Origin of the sequence: Pseudooceanicola nanhaiensis DSM 18065 (assembly GCF_000688295.1) — a bacterium.
Classification (GTDB): domain Bacteria; phylum Pseudomonadota; class Alphaproteobacteria; order Rhodobacterales; family Rhodobacteraceae; genus Pseudooceanicola; species Pseudooceanicola nanhaiensis.
Window position 1 is genome coordinate 480,629 of the sequence record NZ_JHZF01000011.1, and the last position, 18,133, is coordinate 498,761.

Sequence of the window (18,133 nt, forward strand, 5' to 3'; positions counted from 1 at the left end):
GGCAGGGGCGGGCGAAGGACCGGCTGGTCCATGGCGGCGCGGATCTCCGGGGGCGGAGCCGCGGGCGCGCGACTCGTGAAACGCCCGGTGGGCAATCTAGCGGCAGCGCGGGCGGGGGCAAGCGGCGCCTGCGCCGGCCGCCCCGGGGCCCTCAGCTCTCGCCTGTGGCCAGCGCCAGCCCGTCCACCACCGCGGTGAAGGCCTCCGACATCCGCATCCCCGCCGTCGGGCAGAGCGCCTGCATCTCCTCCGACACGAGCCGCATCAGGCTCGACCCGCCGACCAGCACCACGGTCCCGACCTGTCCGGGCGCCACGCCCGCCAGCGCCAGCGTCTCGGCCGCCGCCTCGCGCAGCGCGTCGCGGTAGCGCGCCAGCGCCGCGTCGAGGCTCGCCTCGGTGACGGGCGCGGCCAGTCCCGTCTCGATCAGGCCCATGGCGATCCGCCCCTCGGCGCCCGCGCCATTGGCCTCGATCTTGCCACGCTCCACCGCGAAGGCGAGGTCGTGGCCCAGCTCGTCCTCCAGCACCGTGGCGAGGCGCGCCATCGCACGGACATCGGTGGCGAGCCGCTGCATCGCGGCCACCTGCCGCCGGGTCTCGGGCGCATAGACGAAGGGGATGCGCGCCCAGGTGGCGAGGTCCGCATAGATCGCGTTCGGCACCGGCAGCAGCCCCTCGCCCATCTCCCGCCGGAGCGTGCCGCCGTAACCCAGGAGCGGCATCGCGTGGCTCATCGAGACGGCATGATCGAAATCCGTGCCACCGAGGCGGATGCCATGGCTCGCGAGGATCTCGAGCCGCCCGCCCTCGGCCCGGAAGAGCGAGAAGTCCGACGTGCCGCCGCCGATGTCGACGATCAGGCCCAGCTCGCCCGCGCGCCCCAGCCCATGCGCCGCACGCGCCGCGGCCTCGGGTTCGAACATGAAATCCACCTCGGCGAAGCCCGCCGCGGCATAGCAGGCCCGCAGGTCCGCCTCCGCCTGCGCGTCGCGCACGGCATCGCGGGTGTGGAAATGCACCGGCCGGCCCGAGAGCGCGCGCGTCAGGCGCAGGCCGGTCCGCGCCTCCGCCGCCTCGCGCACCGCGACGAGGAAGGCGGTCACCACCTCCGAGAGCGTGCGCCGCCTGCCCTCGATCAGGCGGGATTCGTGCAGGAGCGGATCGCCCAGCACCGATTTCAGCGCGCGCATGTAGCGGCCTTCCTCGCCCGCCGTCAGCGCGCGCGCGGCGGCCGTGCCGATCCGCATCCGGCCCTTGTCGGCGGGAAAGAACACCGCGGTCGGCAGGGTCTCGGCGCCCGCTTCGACGGGCAGGCGCCAGGGCGCGCCGTTCACCAGCAGCGCGGCGGCGGAGTTCGAGGTCCCGAAATCGATGGCGAGTGTCTGGCTCTGCACGGCGTCGCTCCCGTCGGCTGCGAAAGGGCGCGCGGATATCCCGCGCCCGCGCGGGGCGCAAGATCAAAAGCGGCCCGCCGGGCCCCCTCTGCGCCCTGTCGGCGCCCTCTCCGCCACCCGCGGCGCGCAGAGCCCGGTCAGAGCGGCCAGAACACCAGGATCGCCGGGATCGACACCGCGATCACGAGGATCTCGAGCGGCAGCCCCATGCGCCAGTAATCCCCGAAGCGATAGCCCCCGGGCCCCAGCACCAGCGTGTTGTTCTTGTGCCCGATCGGCGTCAGGAAGGCCGAGGAGGCCGCCACCGCAACCGCCATCAGGAAGGGATCGGGCGAGACATCCAGCGTCTGCGCCATCTGCACCCCGATCGGCGCCGCGACGATCGCCGTCGCCGTGTTGTTCAGCACGTCCGAAAGCGTCATCGTCACCACCATCAGCGCGGTCAGGATGGCCCAGGCCGGCCAGCCGTCGGTCGCCCAGACCAGGCTGTCGGCGATCAGCGAGGTGCCGCCCGAGCTTTCCAGCGCCGCGCCGAGCGGGATCATCGACCCCAGCAGGACGACCACGGGCCATTCGATGTGTTCGTAGAGCTCCTGCAGCGGCAGGATGCGGAAGAGCACGTAGCCCACCACCACGATCCCGAGCGCCACGGGCAGGTAGATCAGCCCCAGCGAGGCCGCGAGCACGGCGGCGGCGAAGAGCCCGATGGCGAGCCAGGTCTTGGTGTTCTCGGTCACCGTCAGCCCGCGGTCGGCCAGCGGCAGGCAGCCCATCCATTCGGCGACGTCGGGCCCGGTGTCCTTGGGCACCAGCAAGAGCAGGATGTCGCCCGCCTCGATCGAGGTGCGCCGGATCTGCGACCGGATCCGCTGGCCCTGCCGCGACAGGCCCAGCAGGACCGCGCGCTGGCGCCAGGACAGGCCGATCGACTGGGCCGAACGGCCGACGAGGCGGCTCTCGGTCGGGACCACGACCTCGAGGATGTCAAGCCCTTCGCCCGCCGCGGTCAGCAGCCCCTCGCGCTTCTCGTCCGAGAAGGCGAGGTTCAGCGCCGAGCGGAATTCGTCCAGCGCCTCGGGGGTGGCCTCGAGCACGATGGCGTCGCCCGCCTGCAGGATGTTGTTGCGCGCGTTGCCGTAGAGCCTCCGGCCGTCGCGGGTCAGCCCGATGATGGCGACGTCGGCCTTCTCGGCCTCCTGCCAGAGCTCGCCGAGCCGCTTGCCGACGTGATCGCTGTCTTCCGGCACGTTCAGCTCGGCCACGTATTGCGCCAGGTCGGCGGCCCGGATCACCCCATCCTCGCGCTGCGGGATCAGCCGCCAGCCGATCAGCGCGACGAAGGCGAGCCCGGCGATGGCCGCGATGCCGCCCACGGGGGCGAAGTCGAACATCCGGTAGGGCGCGCCGAGCGCATCGGCCCGGAAGGTCGCGATGATGATGTTGGGCGGCGTGCCGATCAGCGTGGCCATGCCTCCGAGGATCGTCGCGAAGGAGAGCGGCATCAGCGACAGCCCCGGCGCCCGGCCCGCCTTGCGCGCGGTCTGCACGTCCACCGGCATCAAGAGCGCCAGCGCCGCCACGTTGTTCATGAAGGCCGAGAGCACGCCGCCGATCCCGCCCATGATCGCGATATGGGTGCCGAGCCGGCGCGAACTGTCCACCAGCGTCCGGGTGATCAGGTAGACCGCGCCCGAGCGCACCAGCCCCGCCGAGACGACGAGCACCAGCGCCACCACCAGCGTCGCCGGATGGCCGAAGCCGGAAAACGCCGCGTCCGCGGGCACCACGCCCAGCACCACCGCCACCATCAGGGCCGAGAAGGCCACGACGTCATAGCGCCACCTCCCCCAGAGCAGCAGGGCGAAGACGGCGACGAAGAGGGTGAAGAGGACGGCCTGATCGAATTGCATGTCAGAGACTTAGCGTGTTTGAATGTGCCGGGCACGTAATTTCTTCCGCGCCGCCGGCAAGGTCTTCCCCTGCTTCCTCTTGCCATAAATATCCCCGCCGGAGGCAAGGGGCCGACCGGGCTCGATGCCCGGTCGGACCCTCCCCCCGGGCGACGCCCCATGGGCGGCGCAACACCGCTCCGGGGCCCGGACGCGCCCTTTCGCCCGCGATTCCGCCGCAAACCGCACCGAAACCACCCCGGCGACGGCGCCGGCACCCTTGCGAGCCGGGGCGCGCCTGTCATATAGAGGCGCCCGACAGATCACCCCCAGAACGACCCGGAGACCGAGCGCCATGGCAGGCCATTCCAAGTGGGCAAACATCCAGCACCGCAAGGGGCGGCAGGATGCGGCCCGTTCCAAGCTGTTTTCCAAACTCTCCAAGGAGATCACCGTCGCCGCCAAGATGGGCGACCCCGATCCCGACAAGAACCCGCGCCTGCGGCTCGCGGTCAAGGAAGCCAAGTCGAACTCGGTCCCCAAGGACGTGATCGACCGCGCGATCAAGAAGTCGCAGGCCGGCGAGGGCGACGATTACGAGGAAATCCGCTACGAGGGCTACGGCCCGAACGGCGTCGCCGTCATCGTCGAGGCGATGACCGACAACCGCAACCGGACCGCCTCGAACGTGCGCTCCACCTTCGGCAAGAACGGCGGCAACCTGGGCGAGACGGGCTCCGTCGGCTTCATGTTCGAGCGCAAGGGCGAGGTCGTCTACGGCGCCGGCGTGGGTGATGCGGACACCGTGATGATGGCCGCGATCGAGGCCGGCGCCGAGGACGTGGAAAGCTCCGAGGACGGCCACGTCATCTACTGCGCCGACACCGACCTGGCCGAGGTCGCCTCCGCGCTCGAGGCGGAGCTGGGCGAGAGCGAGTCGACCAAGCTCGTCTGGAAGCCGGTGACCACGACCGAGCTCGACCTCGAGGGGATGCAGAAGCTGATGAAGCTGATCGACGCGCTCGAGGACGACGACGACGTCCAGCGCGTGACGACCAATTTCGAAGCCTCCGACGAGGTGATGGAGGCGCTCTGACGCCGCGCGTCAGGCGGCGTGCAGCAGGCGCGCCGCCCGCTGCCGCACCGCGCGGGTGAGCGCGGCCAGCGCCGGGGCCATCCGCCGCGACACCTGCCAGTAGAGCGGCGTGTCGAGCGGCGCGTCGGCAAGAAGCGGCACCAGCCGCCCGGCCGCGAGCGCCTCGCGGACCAGGGGCTCGGGGTTCATGCCCCAGCCCAGCCCCGCCTCCGCCCCGTCGATGAAGGCCTGCGTCGAGGGCAGGAAATGCGACGGCGGCGCGGGGACCTCTCCGAAATTCTCCGCCAGCCACTGCGATTGCAGCCGGTCCTTCCGGTCGAAGGTCATGCAGGGCGCCCGTGCCAGCGCCTCGGCCGTGACGCCGTGCGGGAAATGCCGCGCCATGAAGCCGGGGGAGGCGGTGGCGTGGTAGCGCAGCCGCCCGAGCGGGATCGCGTCGCAGCCATGCGGCGGGGCGGCGGTGGCGGTGACCGCGGCCACCACCTCGCCGCGCCTTAGCCAGTCGGCGGAATGGTCCTGGTCGTCCACCGTCACGTCGAAGGCCAGATGCGGCGCGGCCGCCTGCGCCTCGGCGAGCGCCGGGATCAGCCAGGCGGCGAGGCTGTCGGCATTGGCCGCGATCCGCAGCGGGTGGCGGCCGGGCGCGGGGGCGAGGCCGATCTCGCCCGTCGCCTCGGCCTCCAGCAGCGCCACGTCCTCGGCGTGCCGGGCGAGGCGGCGGCCGGCCTCGGTCCCGGTGCAGGGGGTGCCGCGCAGGACCAGCGGCTGGCCGACCCGCTCCTCCAGCGCGCGGATGCGCTGCGAGACCGCCGATTGCGTCACGCCGAGCTGCGCGGCCGCCGCCTCGAAGGAGCCGCGGCGCAGGATGGCGGCGAGCGCGGCGAGCTGGTTGTGATCGAGCATGGATAAGCGCTCCTTATGCCGGATCAGGATTATGCGTTTTCCTGATGCGGCGCCACCGGCTAGACGGGGCCTTCGGACAGGAGGGCCCAGATGGACCAGACACAGATCGCCGCGGCCGGCGCCGGCTTCGCCCTCGGGCTTTCGCTGATCGTGGCCATCGGCGCACAGAACGCCTTCGTGCTGCGGCAGGGGCTGCGGCGCGAGCATGTCGGCGCGGTGGTCGCCGTCTGCGCCGTCTCGGACGCGCTCCTGATCTCGGCCGGGGTGCTGGGCTTCGGGCGCCTCGCCGAGGTCGCGCCGTGGTTCGCGCCGGCGATGCGCTGGTTCGGCGCGGCCTTCCTGCTGGTCTACGGAGCGATGGCCCTGCGCAGCGCGTGGCGCGGCGGCGCGACGCTCGAGGCCGGGCCGGGCGCGGGGCATTCGCTCGGCCGGGCGCTGGCGGTCTGCCTGACGCTGACATGGGCCAACCCGCATGTCTATCTCGACACCGTGGTCCTGATGGGCGCCGTCTCGGCCGAATGGCAGGCCAGGGGCGCCTTCGCCCTCGGCGGCATGACGGCGAGCCTGTGCTTCTTCGTGGCCCTCGGCTACGGCGCGCGGCTGCTGGCGCCGCTCTTCCGGCGGCCGGGGGCGTGGCGGGGGCTCGACCTCGGGGTGGGGATCGTCATGTGGACGATCGCCCTGCGGCTGATCCTGGCCGGATAGCGGGCATCCGGGCGACCGATGCATTTCGCAAACATGCCGATGTCATGCAATCGCTTGTCCCCGCCCGGGTTCCATGGTTCTTGGGCGCATGACTGACGCGCCGGTGAACCGGCCCGTCGCCGGTATCCTCTGGATGGTGGCGTCCGGGCTTCTCTTTGTCTTCGTGAATGCCGGGGTGAAGTATCTCGGCCCCCGCGTGCCCGCACCCGAGGCCGCCTTCCTGCGCTATGCCCTCGGCATCGTGCTGCTTCTGCCCACCATCCGCCCGATCATCCGGGCCCGGCTGACGCGCCGGCAATGGGGCATGATCTCGGCCCGGGGCGTCCTGCATGCGCTCGGCGTGGGGACATGGTTCTACGCGATGGCGCAGATCCCGATCGCGGACGTGACCGCGATCAACTACCTCTCGCCGATCTTCGTGGCGATCGGTGCCGCGGTCTTCATGGGCGAGAAGCTCGCCGCCCGCCGGATCGCGGCGATCGCGATCGGCCTGCTGGGTGCCCTCGTCATCCTGCGCCCCGGCGCGCGCGAGATCGAGGCGGGGCACATGGCGATGGTCGTCACGGCGCTGTTCTTCGCCGTCTCCTACATGATCGCCAAGCGGCTGTCGGACGAGCTGCCGCCGATGGTGGTGGTGTCGCTGCTGTCGATCAGCGTGGCCGTGGCGCTGGCCCCGGTGGCCATCTCGGTCTGGGTGCCGCCGGACCTCGAGACGCTGATCATCCTCTTCGGGGTCGCGGTGGTGGCGACGACGGGGCATTACTGCATGACCCTGGGGCTGAGGGCCGCGCCGATCACGCTCACGCAGCCCGTCACCTTCCTGCAACTGGTCTGGGCGGTCTCGCTGGGCTATTTCGCCTTTGACGAGGCGGTGGACCCTTACGTGATCCTCGGCGGCGGCATGATCATCGCGGCGGTGAGCTTCATCACCTGGCGCGAGGCCAAGCTGAAGCGCCGGGCGGTGATACCCCCGCCGCAGGCGACGAAGGTATAGGCATATGGACCTCGAACTGGAACGGCGCACGGGCCTGCCCGAGCATCTGCGCGTGCTGGCCGACCTCTACCCGCGCGAGACATGGCAGGGGCATCGGAACTTCTCGGGGCTCACCGCCTTCTGGCTTGAGCGGCACCTGATGTTCCGCGAGCTGATGGCGCGGCTGGTCGAGGGCGCCGAGCGCCACCTCGACGCGGCCGACCCGCGCTTCGCGGCCGAGATGAGCCGGACGACCGGGTTCTTCCTGAACCAGCTCCACGGCCACCACATGATCGAGGACCAGCATTACTTTCCGCAGTTCATCCCGCTGGATGCGCGGCTGGAGCCCGCCTTCGAGCTGCTCGACCGGGACCACCACGCGCTCGACGGGCATATCCACGGGCTGGCGGAGCGGTCGAACGACGTGCTCAAGCTGATGGCGGCGGGCGAGGACGAGAAGAAGGCGGTGGACCTTCTGGCGGCCACGCAGCGGGATTTCCGGAGCTTCCTGCACCGCCACCTCGAGGACGAGGAGGAAATCATCGTGCCCGTGGTGCTGGAATACGGCGCCGACATGGAGTGACCCGGGGCGCGCGCGGCGGTACGTGGGGTCAACCGGGGTTGATCCCCAGGGCGCGCGGTGCAGGATAGGGCGCGACGCAACGGAGCCCCCATGAAGATCATCACCGAATTCCCGCGCGCGGTCGAGGAGACCCCCGATCTCCGCATCGCGCTCTCCGACGGCTGCACCCTGTCCGCAAGGGTCTGGATGCCCGAGGACGCGGGCGAGGACCCGGTGCCCGCGATCCTGGAATTCCTGCCCTACCGCAAGCGCGACGGGACCGCCGTCCGGGACGCGCTGACCCATCCCTATTTCGCCGGCCACGGCTATGCCTGCCTGCGCGTCGACATGCGCGGCAACGGCGACAGCGACGGGCTGATGGAGGACGAATATTCCGCGCAGGAGCTTTCCGACGCCTGCGAGGTCATCGCCTGGGCCGCGGCGCAGGGCTGGTGCAACGGGCGCGTCGGGATGATGGGGATCAGCTGGGGCGGGTTCAACGGATTGCAGGTCGCGGCGCTGGCTCCGCCCGCGCTGAAGGCGGTGGTGACGCTCTGCTCGACGGTGGACCGCTACGCCGACGACATCCACTACAAGGGCGGGTGCCTTCTGAACGAGAACCTCGGCTGGGGCGCGACGATGTGGGCCTATTCCTCGCGCCCGCCCGATCCGGCGCTGAGGAACGACTGGCGGGAGCTCTGGCACGCGCGGCTCGAGGCCGAGCCGTTCCTGCCCGAGACCTGGCTGCGCCACCAGAGCCGCGACGATTTCTGGAAGCACGGGTCGGTCTGCGAGGATTACGCGGCGCTGAAGGCCAAGGTGATGGCCGTCGGGGGGTGGGGCGATAGCTACAAGAACGCCGTGCCGCAGATCGTGGAAAACCTGCCGGGCGCGCGGGGGATCGTGGGCCCCTGGGTCCACAAGTATCCGCATTTCGCCGTCCCCGAGCCGCGGATCGGCTTCCTGCAGGAGGCGCTGCGGTGGTGGGACCGCTGGCTGAAGGACGTCGACACCGGCGTCGAGGACGATCCCGCCTACGCGATGTACCTGATGGACGGCGTGCGGCCCGCAAGCTGGTATGCCGAGCGTCCCGGCCGCTGGATCGCCGAAGCGCGCTGGCCTTCGCCGCGGATTTCCGAGGTCGAGATGCCGCTCGGGGCGGGGACCTTGCACGCGCCCGAGACCGGCGCCGTCGTGCGGCCCGATTTCGAGGTTCCGCTCGCCTCGCCGCAGCATTGCGGCGCCGAGGGCGGCGAGTTCTGCGCGATCTGGCTGGGCCCCGAGATGCCGGGCGACCAGCGGACGGACGACGCCTTCTCGGCCTGTTTCGACACCGCGCCGATGGCGGCGACCGATATCGTGGGCGCGCCGGTCCTGAAGCTCCGGATCGCCAGCGACCGGCCGCAGGCACAGCTTGCGGTCCGGTTGAACCATGTCCACCCGGACGGCGCCTCCACCCGGATCACCTGGGGCGTGCTGAACCTGTCCCGCCGCAACTCGATGGCCGCGCCCGAGCCGCTGGTTCCCGGCGATCCGGTGGAGGTCGAGGTTCCGCTCGACCATATCGCCTATCGCCTGCCCGAGGGGCACCGGCTGCGGGTCGCGGTGTCGACCGCCTACTGGCCGATGATCTGGCCCGCGCCCGAGGCCGTGTCGGTCACCATCACCGGCGGCGCGCTCTCGCTCCCGGTGCGGGCGGCGACGGGGCAGGGGGACGAGGTCACCTTCCCCGGTCCCGAAAGCGCCAAGCCGCTCGAGCAGCGCGAGATCCGCCCCGCGGCCCATGTGCGCCGGACCGAAACCGACCGCCGGACGGGCACCGTGACGCTGGTGATCGAGGACGATTTCGGCGAGGCCGAGAACCTCGACCACGGGCTGATCTCGGGCGGGGTGGCGCGCGAACGCTGGTCGATCCATCCCGACGATCCGCTGTCCGCGCGGGGCGAAACGCACTGGACCGAGGTGGTCGAACGCGACGGCCTGCGGCTCAGGACCGAGACCTTTGCCGAGATGTCGTGCGACGTTGCCACATTCTTCCTGCGTGGTAGGCTGGAAGCATGGGAAGGAGACAGGCTGGTCTACGAACGCGAGTTCGACGAGGCCGTGCCACGCGATTTCATGTGAGGCGAGCGCCGGACGTGTCCGGCAGCTTTCGGTTGCGCCGCCCCGCGCGGTACCCTGATACCCCGCACGGGATGTGGCGGTCTCTGGGCAAAAGCCCTGAAAACGGGCAAAAAATCTTCAAAGGGCTTGCCATAAGGGGGCCCCTCCGGGTTAATTGACCCATCAATCAATAAAAGACCGGGCGCGCCCCGGGTCAACGGGAGAAGACCGAGATGAGTGACGAACTTCGTTATTACCTGAATCGTACCGTGCTGGGCCGCATGCCGCGGCGGGCCTTCCTCGGCCGGGCGATGGCCCTCGGCCTCACCGCGGCGGGCGCAAACACCATGCTGGCCTCGGGCCTGCGCGCGCAGGAGCCCGTGAAGGGCGGCACGATGAAGCTCGGGATGCAGGGCGGCGGCTCGACCGACAGCCTCGATCCGGGCCTCGCGTCGAACCAGGTCACCTTCCAGATCTGCAAGCTGATCGGCGACCCGCTGGTCGAGCTCGATCCGAACGGCGGCCCGGTCATCCCGCGCCTTGCCGAAGAGGTGACGAGCGACGACACCGCGACCGTCTGGACCTTCAGGATCCGCAAGGGCGTGAAGTTCCATAACGGCGCCACCATGACGCCGGCCGACGTGGTCGCCACGGTCGAGCGCCATTCGGACGAGGAATCGAAGTCCGGCGCGCTCGGGGTGGTGAAGGGCATCAAGGAGATGAAGGTCGACGGCGACAATGTCGTGATGACCCTGGAGGCGCCGAACGCCGACTTCCCCTACCTGATGGCCGATTATCACCTCGTGGTGCAGCCTAACGGCGGCAAGGACGATCCGACCAGCGGCATCGGCACGGGCGCCTACAAGATCGTCGTGAACGAGCCCGGCGTGCGCCATGTCTTCGAGAAGTTCGACGAATATTTCGACGAGTCGATGGGCCACGTGGACACGGTCGAGATCACCGTCATCAACGACAACACCGCGCGGACCTCGGCGCTGCAGTCGGGGCAGGTGCATTACATCAACCGGATCGACCCGAAGGTCGCGGGCCTGCTGGACCGGGCGCCCACCGTCACCGTCACCCAGGCCTCGGGCAAGGGGCATTACGTGTTCATCATGCATTGCGACACGGCGCCCTTCGACAACAACGACCTGCGGCTGGCGCTGAAATACGCGATCAACCGCGAGGAGATGGTCGAGAAGATCCTCCGCGGCTACGGCTCGGTCGGCAACGACTTCCCGATCAACGCGGCCTATCCGCTCTTCCCCGAAGGGATCGAGCAGCGGACCTACGACCCCGACAAGGCGAAATTCCACTACGAGAAGTCCGGCCATTCCGGCCCGATCACGCTGCGGACCTCGGACGTCGCCTTCTCGGGCGCGCTCGACGCCACCGCGCTCTTCCAGCAATCGGCGGCCGCGGCCGGCATCGAGCTGGAGATCAAGCGCGAGCCGGGTGACGGCTACTGGACGGACGTCTGGAACGTGCAGCCCTTCTGCGCCTCCTACTGGGGCGGCCGCCCGGTGCAGGACCAGATGTATTCCACCGCCTACATGTCGACGGCGGACTGGAACGACACCCGGTTCAAGGACCCGGCCTTCGACAAGCTGCTGCAGGAAGCCAAGGGCGAGCTGGACGAGGCCAAGCGGAAGGAGATGTACCGCGAGATGGCGATGATGGTCCGCGACGAGGGCGGGTTGATCTGCCCGATGTTCAACGACTTCGTCTCGGCCCATTCGGAAAACCTCCAGGGCTGGATCGACGATCCGAACCAGGACAACATGAACGGGTACGTGGCGCACAAGTGCTGGATCTCCTGAGGGCGATCCGGTGCACCCAATCGTGAAATTCGTGGCCCAGCGTATCCTGCTGGGCCTCGTTCTCCTCTTCGCGGCGTCGATCATGATCTTCGCCGGCACCCAGATTCTCCCGGGTGATGTGGCACAGTCCATCCTTGGCCAGAGCGCGACCGAACAGGCGCTCGCCAACCTCCGGGCAGAGCTCGGCCTGAACGATCCTCTCGTCACACGCTACCTCGACTGGCTGACCGCGGCGCTGCAGGGCGACCTCGGCACGGCCCTGACCAATGGTCAGGACATCGCCACGTCGATGGGCCAGCGGCTCGGCAACACGCTCTTCCTCGCGGGCTGGGCGGCGCTGATCTCGATCCCGCTGGCGATCACGCTGGGGCTGATCGCGGTGCGCTATGCCGGCAAGTGGCCGGACAAGCTGATCTCGGCGGTGACGCTCACGACCGTCTCGATCCCCGAATTCCTCCTGGGCTACATCGTGATGTTCTACTTCGCGGTGCAGTGGCGGCTCTTCCCGAGCGTTTCGACCGTCTATGACGGCATGCCGCTGCTCGACAAGCTGAACGCCATCGCGCTGCCGGTCATGGTCCTTGTCATGGTGGTCCTCGGACACATGATGCGGATGACCCGCGCGGCGATCCTGAACGTGATGCAATCGGCCTATATCGAGACGGCCGAGCTGAAGGGCCTGCGTCCCTTCACCATCATCCGCAAGCACGCCTTCCCGAACGCCATCGCGCCGATCGTCAACGTGGTCATGCTGAACATGGCCTACCTCGTCGTCGGTGTCGTCGTGGTCGAGGTGGTCTTCGTCTATCCCGGGATGGGCCAATACCTCGTCGACCATGTCGCCAAGCGGGACGTGCCGGTGGTGCAGGCCTGCGGGCTGGTCTTCGCGGCGGTCTACATCGGGCTCAACATGCTGGCGGACGTGATCGCGATCCTGGCCAACCCGCGGCTGAGGCATCCGAAATGAGAATACCTCCCTCTGCCGCCATCGGCCTCATCATCACCGTCACCTACTTCCTCGGCGCGATCTTCGCGGACTGGCTCGCCCCCTACAGCTATTTCGAGGTGGTGGGCGAGGTCTGGGAGCCGTCCTCCTCGGAATTCCTGCTCGGCACCGATTCCATCGGCCGGGACCTCTTGTCGCGCATGATCTACGGCGGGCGGATCACCATCTTCGTGGCCACCGCCGCGACAATCCTCGCCTTCGTCACCGGCGCGCTGCTCGGCTTCACCGCCGCCGTGGCCGGCGGCTGGGTCGACCAGATGCTGAGCCGGCTCGTCGATCTCATCATGTCGATCCCGGCGCTGATCTTCGCGCTTGTCGTGCTCTCGGTCATGCCGGTCACCATGCCGGTGCTGATCCTCGTCATGGGGCTGATCGAATCCACGCGGGTCTTCCGCCTCTCGCGGGCCGTCGCCTCGGACATCGTGGTGATGGATTACGTGGAGGCGGCGCGGCTGCGCGGTGAAGGCGCGGCCTACGTGATCTTCAAGGAGATCCTGCCCAACTCGCTCAGCCCGCTCGTCGCCGAGGCCGGGCTGCGCTTCATCTTCATGGTGCTCTTCATCTCGACACTCTCCTTCCTCGGCCTCGGCGTGCAGCCGCCGCTCGCGGATTGGGGCGGCATCGTGAAGGAGAACAAGGAGGGCATCGTCTACGGCATCCCTGCCGCGCTCTACCCGGCGGTGGCCATCGCCACCCTCGCGATCTCGGTCAACCTCGTGGCGGACTGGATCCTGAACCGGACGAGCAGCCTGAAAGGAGGTCGCGGATGAGCGACGAGGACGAGCTGGTTCCGGTGGACCATGTCCCCGAGGGCGCGGAGCTTCTGAAGATCCGGAACCTGAAGATCGAGGCGACCGCCTATCCGCCCGGAGAGCCGCCGCAGGACATCGTGATCGTCGACGGCATCTCGCTGACGCTGCCCAAGGGGCGCGTCATGGGGCTGATCGGGGAATCCGGCGCGGGCAAGTCGACCATCGGGCTCTCGGCCATGTCCTACGGGCGGGGCGGGGTGCGGCTGACGCAGGGCGAGGTTCTGCTGAACGGCGCCGAGATCCGGGAGGCGAAACCCGGGGCGCTGCGTCGCCTGCGCGGCAAGATCGTGACCTATGTGGCGCAATCCGCCGCCGCCAGCTTCAACCCGGCGCGCAAGCTGATGGACCAGGTGACCGAGACCACCGTCAGCGCGCGCGGCGTCGCCCGCGCGGAGGCCGAGCGGCGGGCGGTCGCGCTCTTCACCAAGCTGGGCCTGCCGGACCCCGAGACCATCGGCAACCGCTACCCGCACCAGGTTTCGGGCGGGCAGCTTCAGCGGGTGATGACCGCGATGGCGCTCTGCCCCGAGCCCGAACTCGTGATCTTCGACGAGCCCACCACGGCGCTCGACGTGACCACGCAGATCGACGTGCTGGCGGCGATCAAGGACGCGATCCGGGACACCGGGGTGGCGGCGCTCTACATCACCCACGACCTTGCCGTCGTGGCGCAGGTGGCCGACGACATCATGGTGCTGAAGGCCGGCAAGACGGTCGAGGTCGGCACCACCGACCAGATCATCAACAACCCCACCGAGCAATACACCCGCGACCTGGTCAGCGTCCGCTCCATCGACCACGAGGAGAAGGCGCCGACCGCCGATCCGGTGCTGAGGGTCGAACATGTCACCGCGCGCTATTCGGGGCTGAAGCGCGACGTGCTCTCGAACGTCTCGGTCGCGCTGCATCCGGGCCAGACGCTGGCCGTCGTGGGCGAGAGCGGGTCGGGCAAGTCGACGCTCGCGCGTGTCATCACCGGGCTCCTGCCGCCCTCCAAGGGCCGCGTGACCTTCGCCGGTCGCACGCTCTCGAACGAGCTGGCGGGGCGCTCGCGCGACGACCTGCGCGAGCTGCAGATGATCTACCAGATGGCCGACGTGGCGATGAACCCGCGCCAGACGGTGCGCAGGATCATCGGGCGGCCGCTCGAGTTCTACTTCGGCCTGCGGGGCCGGGAACGCGATGCCCGTGTGGACGCGCTTCTCGACGAGATCGAGCTGGGCCAGGGCTTTGCCGACCGTTACCCGGCCGAGCTTTCGGGCGGCCAGAAACAGCGCGTCTGCATCGCGCGGGCGCTGGCGGCGGACCCCAAGGTCATCATCTGCGACGAGGTGACGAGCGCGCTCGACCCGCTGGTGGCGGACGGGATCCTCAAGCTCCTGCTGAAGCTCCAGAAGGAGGAGGACGTGGCCTTCCTCTTCATCACCCATGACCTCGCGACGGTGAAGGCGATCGCGGATTCAATCGCCGTGATGTACCAGGGCAAGGTGGTCCGCTACGGGCCGAAGAGCGAGGTCCTTTCGCCGCCCTTCGACGATTACACCGACCTGCTGCTCTCCTCGGTGCCCGAGATGCGCCTCGGCTGGCTGGAAGAGGTGATCGAGCACCGGCGGATGGAAAGCGCCGGACACTGACCGGCGTCGCACCGGCGTCGCATGAATGTTCCCGAAACGACGAAGCCCGGGGTGCCGCCCCGGGCTTCGCCCCTTCGGGCGATGCCGGCGGTTGATCCGGATCAAGGTGGCGGTGTGCCGGGCGCCCTAGGGTCGAGCTGACCCTTCTGAGGAGACCGGAGATGACCCACAGACCCCACGACCTGCCCGCCGAATTCCCGGACATGGCCGCGAACATCGCGAGGCTGAAGCACGCCGATGCCCATTTCGCCCGTCTTGCGACCGAGTATGACGAGGTGAACGACATGATCCACCGGGCCGAGACGAACATCGCGCCGGTCGACGATCTGGCGATGATCGGGCTGCGCAAGCAGCGCGGCCACCTGAAGGACGAGATCTACGCGCTGCTGAAGGCGGCTCAGCCGACCTCGTAGGGCAGCACGCCCCGTTCGTCCGGGTCGATCACCAGCCGCCGCTCCAGCGGCGGCACCGAGCGCTGGTGGCAGTTCACGCGGTCGCAGATCCGGCAGGAGATCCCGATCGGCTCGAAGGCCTTCGGGTTCGTCAGGTCCAGATCGTCCGCATAGACCAGCGCGTCGGCATGGGCGACCTCGCATCCGAGCGCGATGGCGAAGCGGCGGACCGGCGCGCCGAAGGCGCCGCCGAGCTTGCTGACGTCGCGGGCGAGCAGGATGTAGCGCACCCCGTCCGGCGTCTCGGCCTGCTGGCGCAGGAAGCGGCTCGGCGTTTCGAAGGCGCGGTGCACGTTCCAGAGCGGGCAGGCGCCGCCGAAGCGGGCGAATTGCAGCCGCGTCGCGGAATGGCGCTTGGTGATCGTGCCGGCCTGATCGACGCGCACGAAGAAGAAGGGCACGCCCTTCGCACCGGGTCGCTGCAGCGTCGAGAGCCGGTGCGCGACCTGCTCGATCGAGGCGCCGAAGCGGTTCGCCATCAGCTCGAGATCGTGCCGCGTCTCCTGCGCGGCGGCGAGGAAGGCGGTGTAGGGCATCAGCGCCGCGCCCGCGAAGTAGTTCGCGAGCCCGATCTTGGCGATGGAGCGTGCGGTGTCCGACTGGAACCGGGCGAGGTCGAGCGTCGCCTCCAGCAGCTTGTCCTGGGTCAGAAGCGCGACCTGGAGCAGCAGCTGGAAGCTCTGCGTCTCGGGCGCGGCGCGGCGCGAGAGGGTCAGCCGCCCGGCGGTGCGGTCGAAGTGGCGCAGATGGTGGGTGTCGCGGAACTCGACCTCGATCCCGTGATGGCCCAGCTCGGCCACCGCCTTGACGCGGATGTTGTTCTCGTCCCGGACGGGCTGGGCGAAGCGTTCGGCGGCGCGGTCCACGGCGTCGATGTAATTGTCGCAGTAATGGAAGAAGTCGCGCACCTCGTCCCAGGGCGACGGCTGGGTGCGGCTGTCCTCGCGTCCGAGCGCCTCGTCGAGCGAGGCGAGCCGTTCCTGCGTCTGCCGGTAGGCCTGGTGCAGGTGCAGGAAGGCCCGCGCCAGCGCCGGGGCGTTCGAGGCGGTGAGCCGCAGGTCGGCCATCGGCGGCGCCATCTCGGCCAGCACCGGATCGGCCATCGCCTCGCGCATGTCCGAGACGAGCCGCTCGCTGTCGCCGGTCGACAGCTCGGTCACGTCGAAGCCGAATTCCTGCGCGAGCGAGAGCACCACGGCGGTCGAGACCGGGCGGTTGTTGTTCTCCATCTGGTTCAGATAGGGCAGGGAGACGCCCAGCTTGCCGGCGAATTCCTTCTGGGTCAGGGCAAGCTTCTGCCGCGTCTCGCGCAGCTTCGCACCGGCATAGAGTTTCTGGACCATGCGACCCCCGACTTTGCAAATTTGCCGATTCCTTCGGTAACTTTGCAAATCGAGCTTAACAAGCGATTATCGGCTCAGGAGAGCGTCAGCCCCAGCTTCTTCTCGCGCCGGACGACGATCAGGATCGCCACCAGCCCGCAGAGCGCGGTGGTGAACATCAGCAGCAGGAGGGGCGTCTCGTCGCTGCCCGGCCCGAGGATCAGACCGGCCACGACCGAGAGCGCGGCGCCGCCGCCGATCTGCATCGTGCCCCCGAGGCCCGAGGCGGTGCCGGCAAGATGCGGGCGGACCGAGAGCATGCCCGAGGTGGCAGACGGGATCGTCATGCCGTTGCCGATGCCCACGAAGATCATCGCGCCGAAGAAGACCTCGGGCCCGCCGAAGCCCAGCCAGCCGAGGATCAGCGCGCCGGCCATGCCGCATGCCAGCGTAAGCGATCCGGCCATCACCATCCGGTTCACGCCGACGCGGGCGGCAATGAGCCCGGTCAGGAAATTGCCGAGGAAGTAGCCGATGCCGGGCAGGGCGGCCCAGATGCCGAACTCGGCCGGGGTCATGCCGAAGACCTCGGATCCGACGTAGGGCGCGCCGCCGAGGAAGGCGAAGAAGGCCCCCGACGAGAAGGCGCAGGCCAGGCAATAGCCCCAGAAGCGGGGCGAGGTCAGAAGTTCCGGGTATTCCCGGAACTGTCCCAGGACCGTGCGGTCGCTTTTCCGTGCGGTCTCGCCGAGGTCGGCCCAGACCAGCACGAGGATCAGCACCCCGAGGATCAGCATCAGCCAGAAGGAGGCGCGCCAGCCCAGCGTCTCGTCGATCAGCCCGCCGACGGCGGGCGCGACCATGGGCACGAGCGACATGCCCATCGTGACGTAGCCCATCATCGAGGCGGCCTTGTCCGGCGGGAACATGTCGCGCACCACGGCGCGGGACAGGGCGAAGCCGACGGCGACCGCGGCCTGCATCATCCGGAAGAAGAGGAAGACATAGACGTTTTCGGCCAGCAGGCAGCCCACCGTCGCGAGGCAGAAGACGAGGACCCCGGCCAGGATCATCGGGCGCCGTCCGAACTTGTCCGAGAGCGGGCCGATGAAGATCTGCATCACCGCGTTGGTGGCGAGGAAGCCCGCGACCGTCAGCTGCATCAGCGCATAGGGCGCGGCATACCATTCCGCCATCTTCGGCAGCGAGGGCAGGAAGACGTTCATCGCCAGCGCGCCCAGCCCGGTGAGCAACACGAGGGTCGCGATATGCGGGGGCGTGCTCCGGTCGAGGAAGCGGATCGGCGCGTGGGTCATTGATCTGCGGTATGTCCGGCGGCCGGGAAAGTCCATGTGGATCGCATCTAAATTTGCAGCTTTGCAATTTGCAATCCAGGTTCTGCGAAGACTTTGCAAATTTGCCCGATGCGGCTTGTTCCCTCCGCGATTTCGCATATGGTC

At 69.1% G+C, this 18,133-nt stretch carries 15 protein-coding genes; 10 read left to right on the top strand and 5 right to left on the bottom strand.

Features of this window, described 5'->3' with window-relative positions:
* Positions 1-151 precede the first annotated feature (151 nt).
* Both Q344_RS0103245 and Q344_RS0103250 read right to left on the bottom strand, forming a co-directional pair.
* Entirely contained in the window at positions 152-1,396 is a 1,245-nt protein-coding gene (locus tag Q344_RS0103245; RefSeq protein WP_028285405.1) for an Hsp70 family protein, read from the bottom strand.
* Positions 1,397-1,533: 137 nt separating this feature from the next.
* Positions 1,534-3,306, bottom strand: coding sequence for an SLC13 family permease (locus Q344_RS0103250; RefSeq protein WP_028285406.1), 1,773 nt, complete (start codon positions 3,304-3,306; stop codon positions 1,534-1,536).
* Between the two features lie 334 nt (positions 3,307-3,640).
* Between Q344_RS0103250 and Q344_RS0103255 the strand changes: the two genes are divergently transcribed.
* Entirely contained in the window at positions 3,641-4,381 is a 741-nt protein-coding gene (locus Q344_RS0103255) for a YebC/PmpR family DNA-binding transcriptional regulator (RefSeq protein WP_028285407.1), read from the top strand.
* A 9-nt stretch (positions 4,382-4,390) separates the two neighbouring features.
* Here Q344_RS0103255 and Q344_RS0103260 read toward each other — a convergent pair whose 3' ends face one another.
* The gene (locus Q344_RS0103260; RefSeq protein WP_028285408.1) at positions 4,391-5,284 is read right to left on the bottom strand and encodes a LysR family transcriptional regulator ArgP; all 894 of its coding nucleotides are present in this window, start codon (positions 5,282-5,284) and stop codon (positions 4,391-4,393) included.
* Between the two features lie 105 nt (positions 5,285-5,389).
* Between Q344_RS0103260 and Q344_RS0103265 the strand changes: the two genes are divergently transcribed.
* The 9 genes from Q344_RS0103265 to Q344_RS0103305 all read left to right on the top strand — a co-directional run bounded on the left by Q344_RS0103265 (position 5,390) and on the right by Q344_RS0103305 (position 15,312).
* The gene (locus tag Q344_RS0103265) at positions 5,390-5,989 is read left to right on the top strand and encodes a LysE/ArgO family amino acid transporter (protein ID WP_028285409.1); all 600 of its coding nucleotides are present in this window, start codon (positions 5,390-5,392) and stop codon (positions 5,987-5,989) included.
* 88 nt (positions 5,990-6,077) lie between these two features.
* The gene (locus Q344_RS0103270) at positions 6,078-6,983 is read left to right on the top strand and encodes a DMT family transporter (RefSeq protein WP_028285410.1); all 906 of its coding nucleotides are present in this window, start codon (positions 6,078-6,080) and stop codon (positions 6,981-6,983) included.
* 4 nt (positions 6,984-6,987) lie between these two features.
* Positions 6,988-7,545, top strand: a complete 558-nt coding sequence (locus Q344_RS0103275; protein ID WP_028285411.1) for a hemerythrin domain-containing protein — start codon at positions 6,988-6,990, stop codon at positions 7,543-7,545.
* Between the two features lie 90 nt (positions 7,546-7,635).
* Positions 7,636-9,648 (top strand): CocE/NonD family hydrolase, encoded by a 2,013-nt coding sequence (locus Q344_RS0103280; protein WP_028285412.1) that lies wholly within the window; start codon positions 7,636-7,638, stop codon positions 9,646-9,648.
* Between the two features lie 212 nt (positions 9,649-9,860).
* Positions 9,861-11,447, top strand: coding sequence for an ABC transporter substrate-binding protein (locus Q344_RS0103285; RefSeq protein ID WP_028285413.1), 1,587 nt, complete (start codon positions 9,861-9,863; stop codon positions 11,445-11,447).
* A 10-nt stretch (positions 11,448-11,457) separates the two neighbouring features.
* Positions 11,458-12,414: an ABC transporter permease gene (locus tag Q344_RS0103290; RefSeq protein WP_028285414.1), complete on the top strand. Its 957-nt coding sequence runs from the start codon at positions 11,458-11,460 to the stop codon at positions 12,412-12,414.
* The gene (locus Q344_RS0103295; protein WP_028285415.1) at positions 12,411-13,223 is read left to right on the top strand and encodes an ABC transporter permease; all 813 of its coding nucleotides are present in this window, start codon (positions 12,411-12,413) and stop codon (positions 13,221-13,223) included. Before Q344_RS0103290 ends, Q344_RS0103295 begins: the two co-directional genes overlap by 4 nt.
* On the top strand, positions 13,220-14,899 hold the full coding sequence (locus tag Q344_RS0103300; protein ID WP_051630233.1) for an ABC transporter ATP-binding protein: 1,680 nt from the start codon (positions 13,220-13,222) through the stop codon (positions 14,897-14,899). Before Q344_RS0103295 ends, Q344_RS0103300 begins: the two co-directional genes overlap by 4 nt.
* A 161-nt stretch (positions 14,900-15,060) precedes the next feature.
* Entirely contained in the window at positions 15,061-15,312 is a 252-nt protein-coding gene (locus Q344_RS0103305) for an HP1242/YdcH family protein (protein WP_028285417.1), read from the top strand.
* Here the strand turns inward: Q344_RS0103305 and Q344_RS0103310 are convergent.
* Both Q344_RS0103310 and Q344_RS0103315 read right to left on the bottom strand, forming a co-directional pair.
* The gene (locus Q344_RS0103310) at positions 15,297-16,694 is read right to left on the bottom strand and encodes a helix-turn-helix domain-containing protein (RefSeq protein ID WP_028285418.1); all 1,398 of its coding nucleotides are present in this window, start codon (positions 16,692-16,694) and stop codon (positions 15,297-15,299) included. The genes Q344_RS0103305 and Q344_RS0103310 overlap by 16 nt on opposite strands.
* A 74-nt stretch (positions 16,695-16,768) precedes the next feature.
* Positions 16,769-17,989 (bottom strand): multidrug effflux MFS transporter, encoded by a 1,221-nt coding sequence (locus tag Q344_RS0103315; protein WP_028285419.1) that lies wholly within the window; start codon positions 17,987-17,989, stop codon positions 16,769-16,771.
* Positions 17,990-18,133 lie beyond the last annotated feature (144 nt).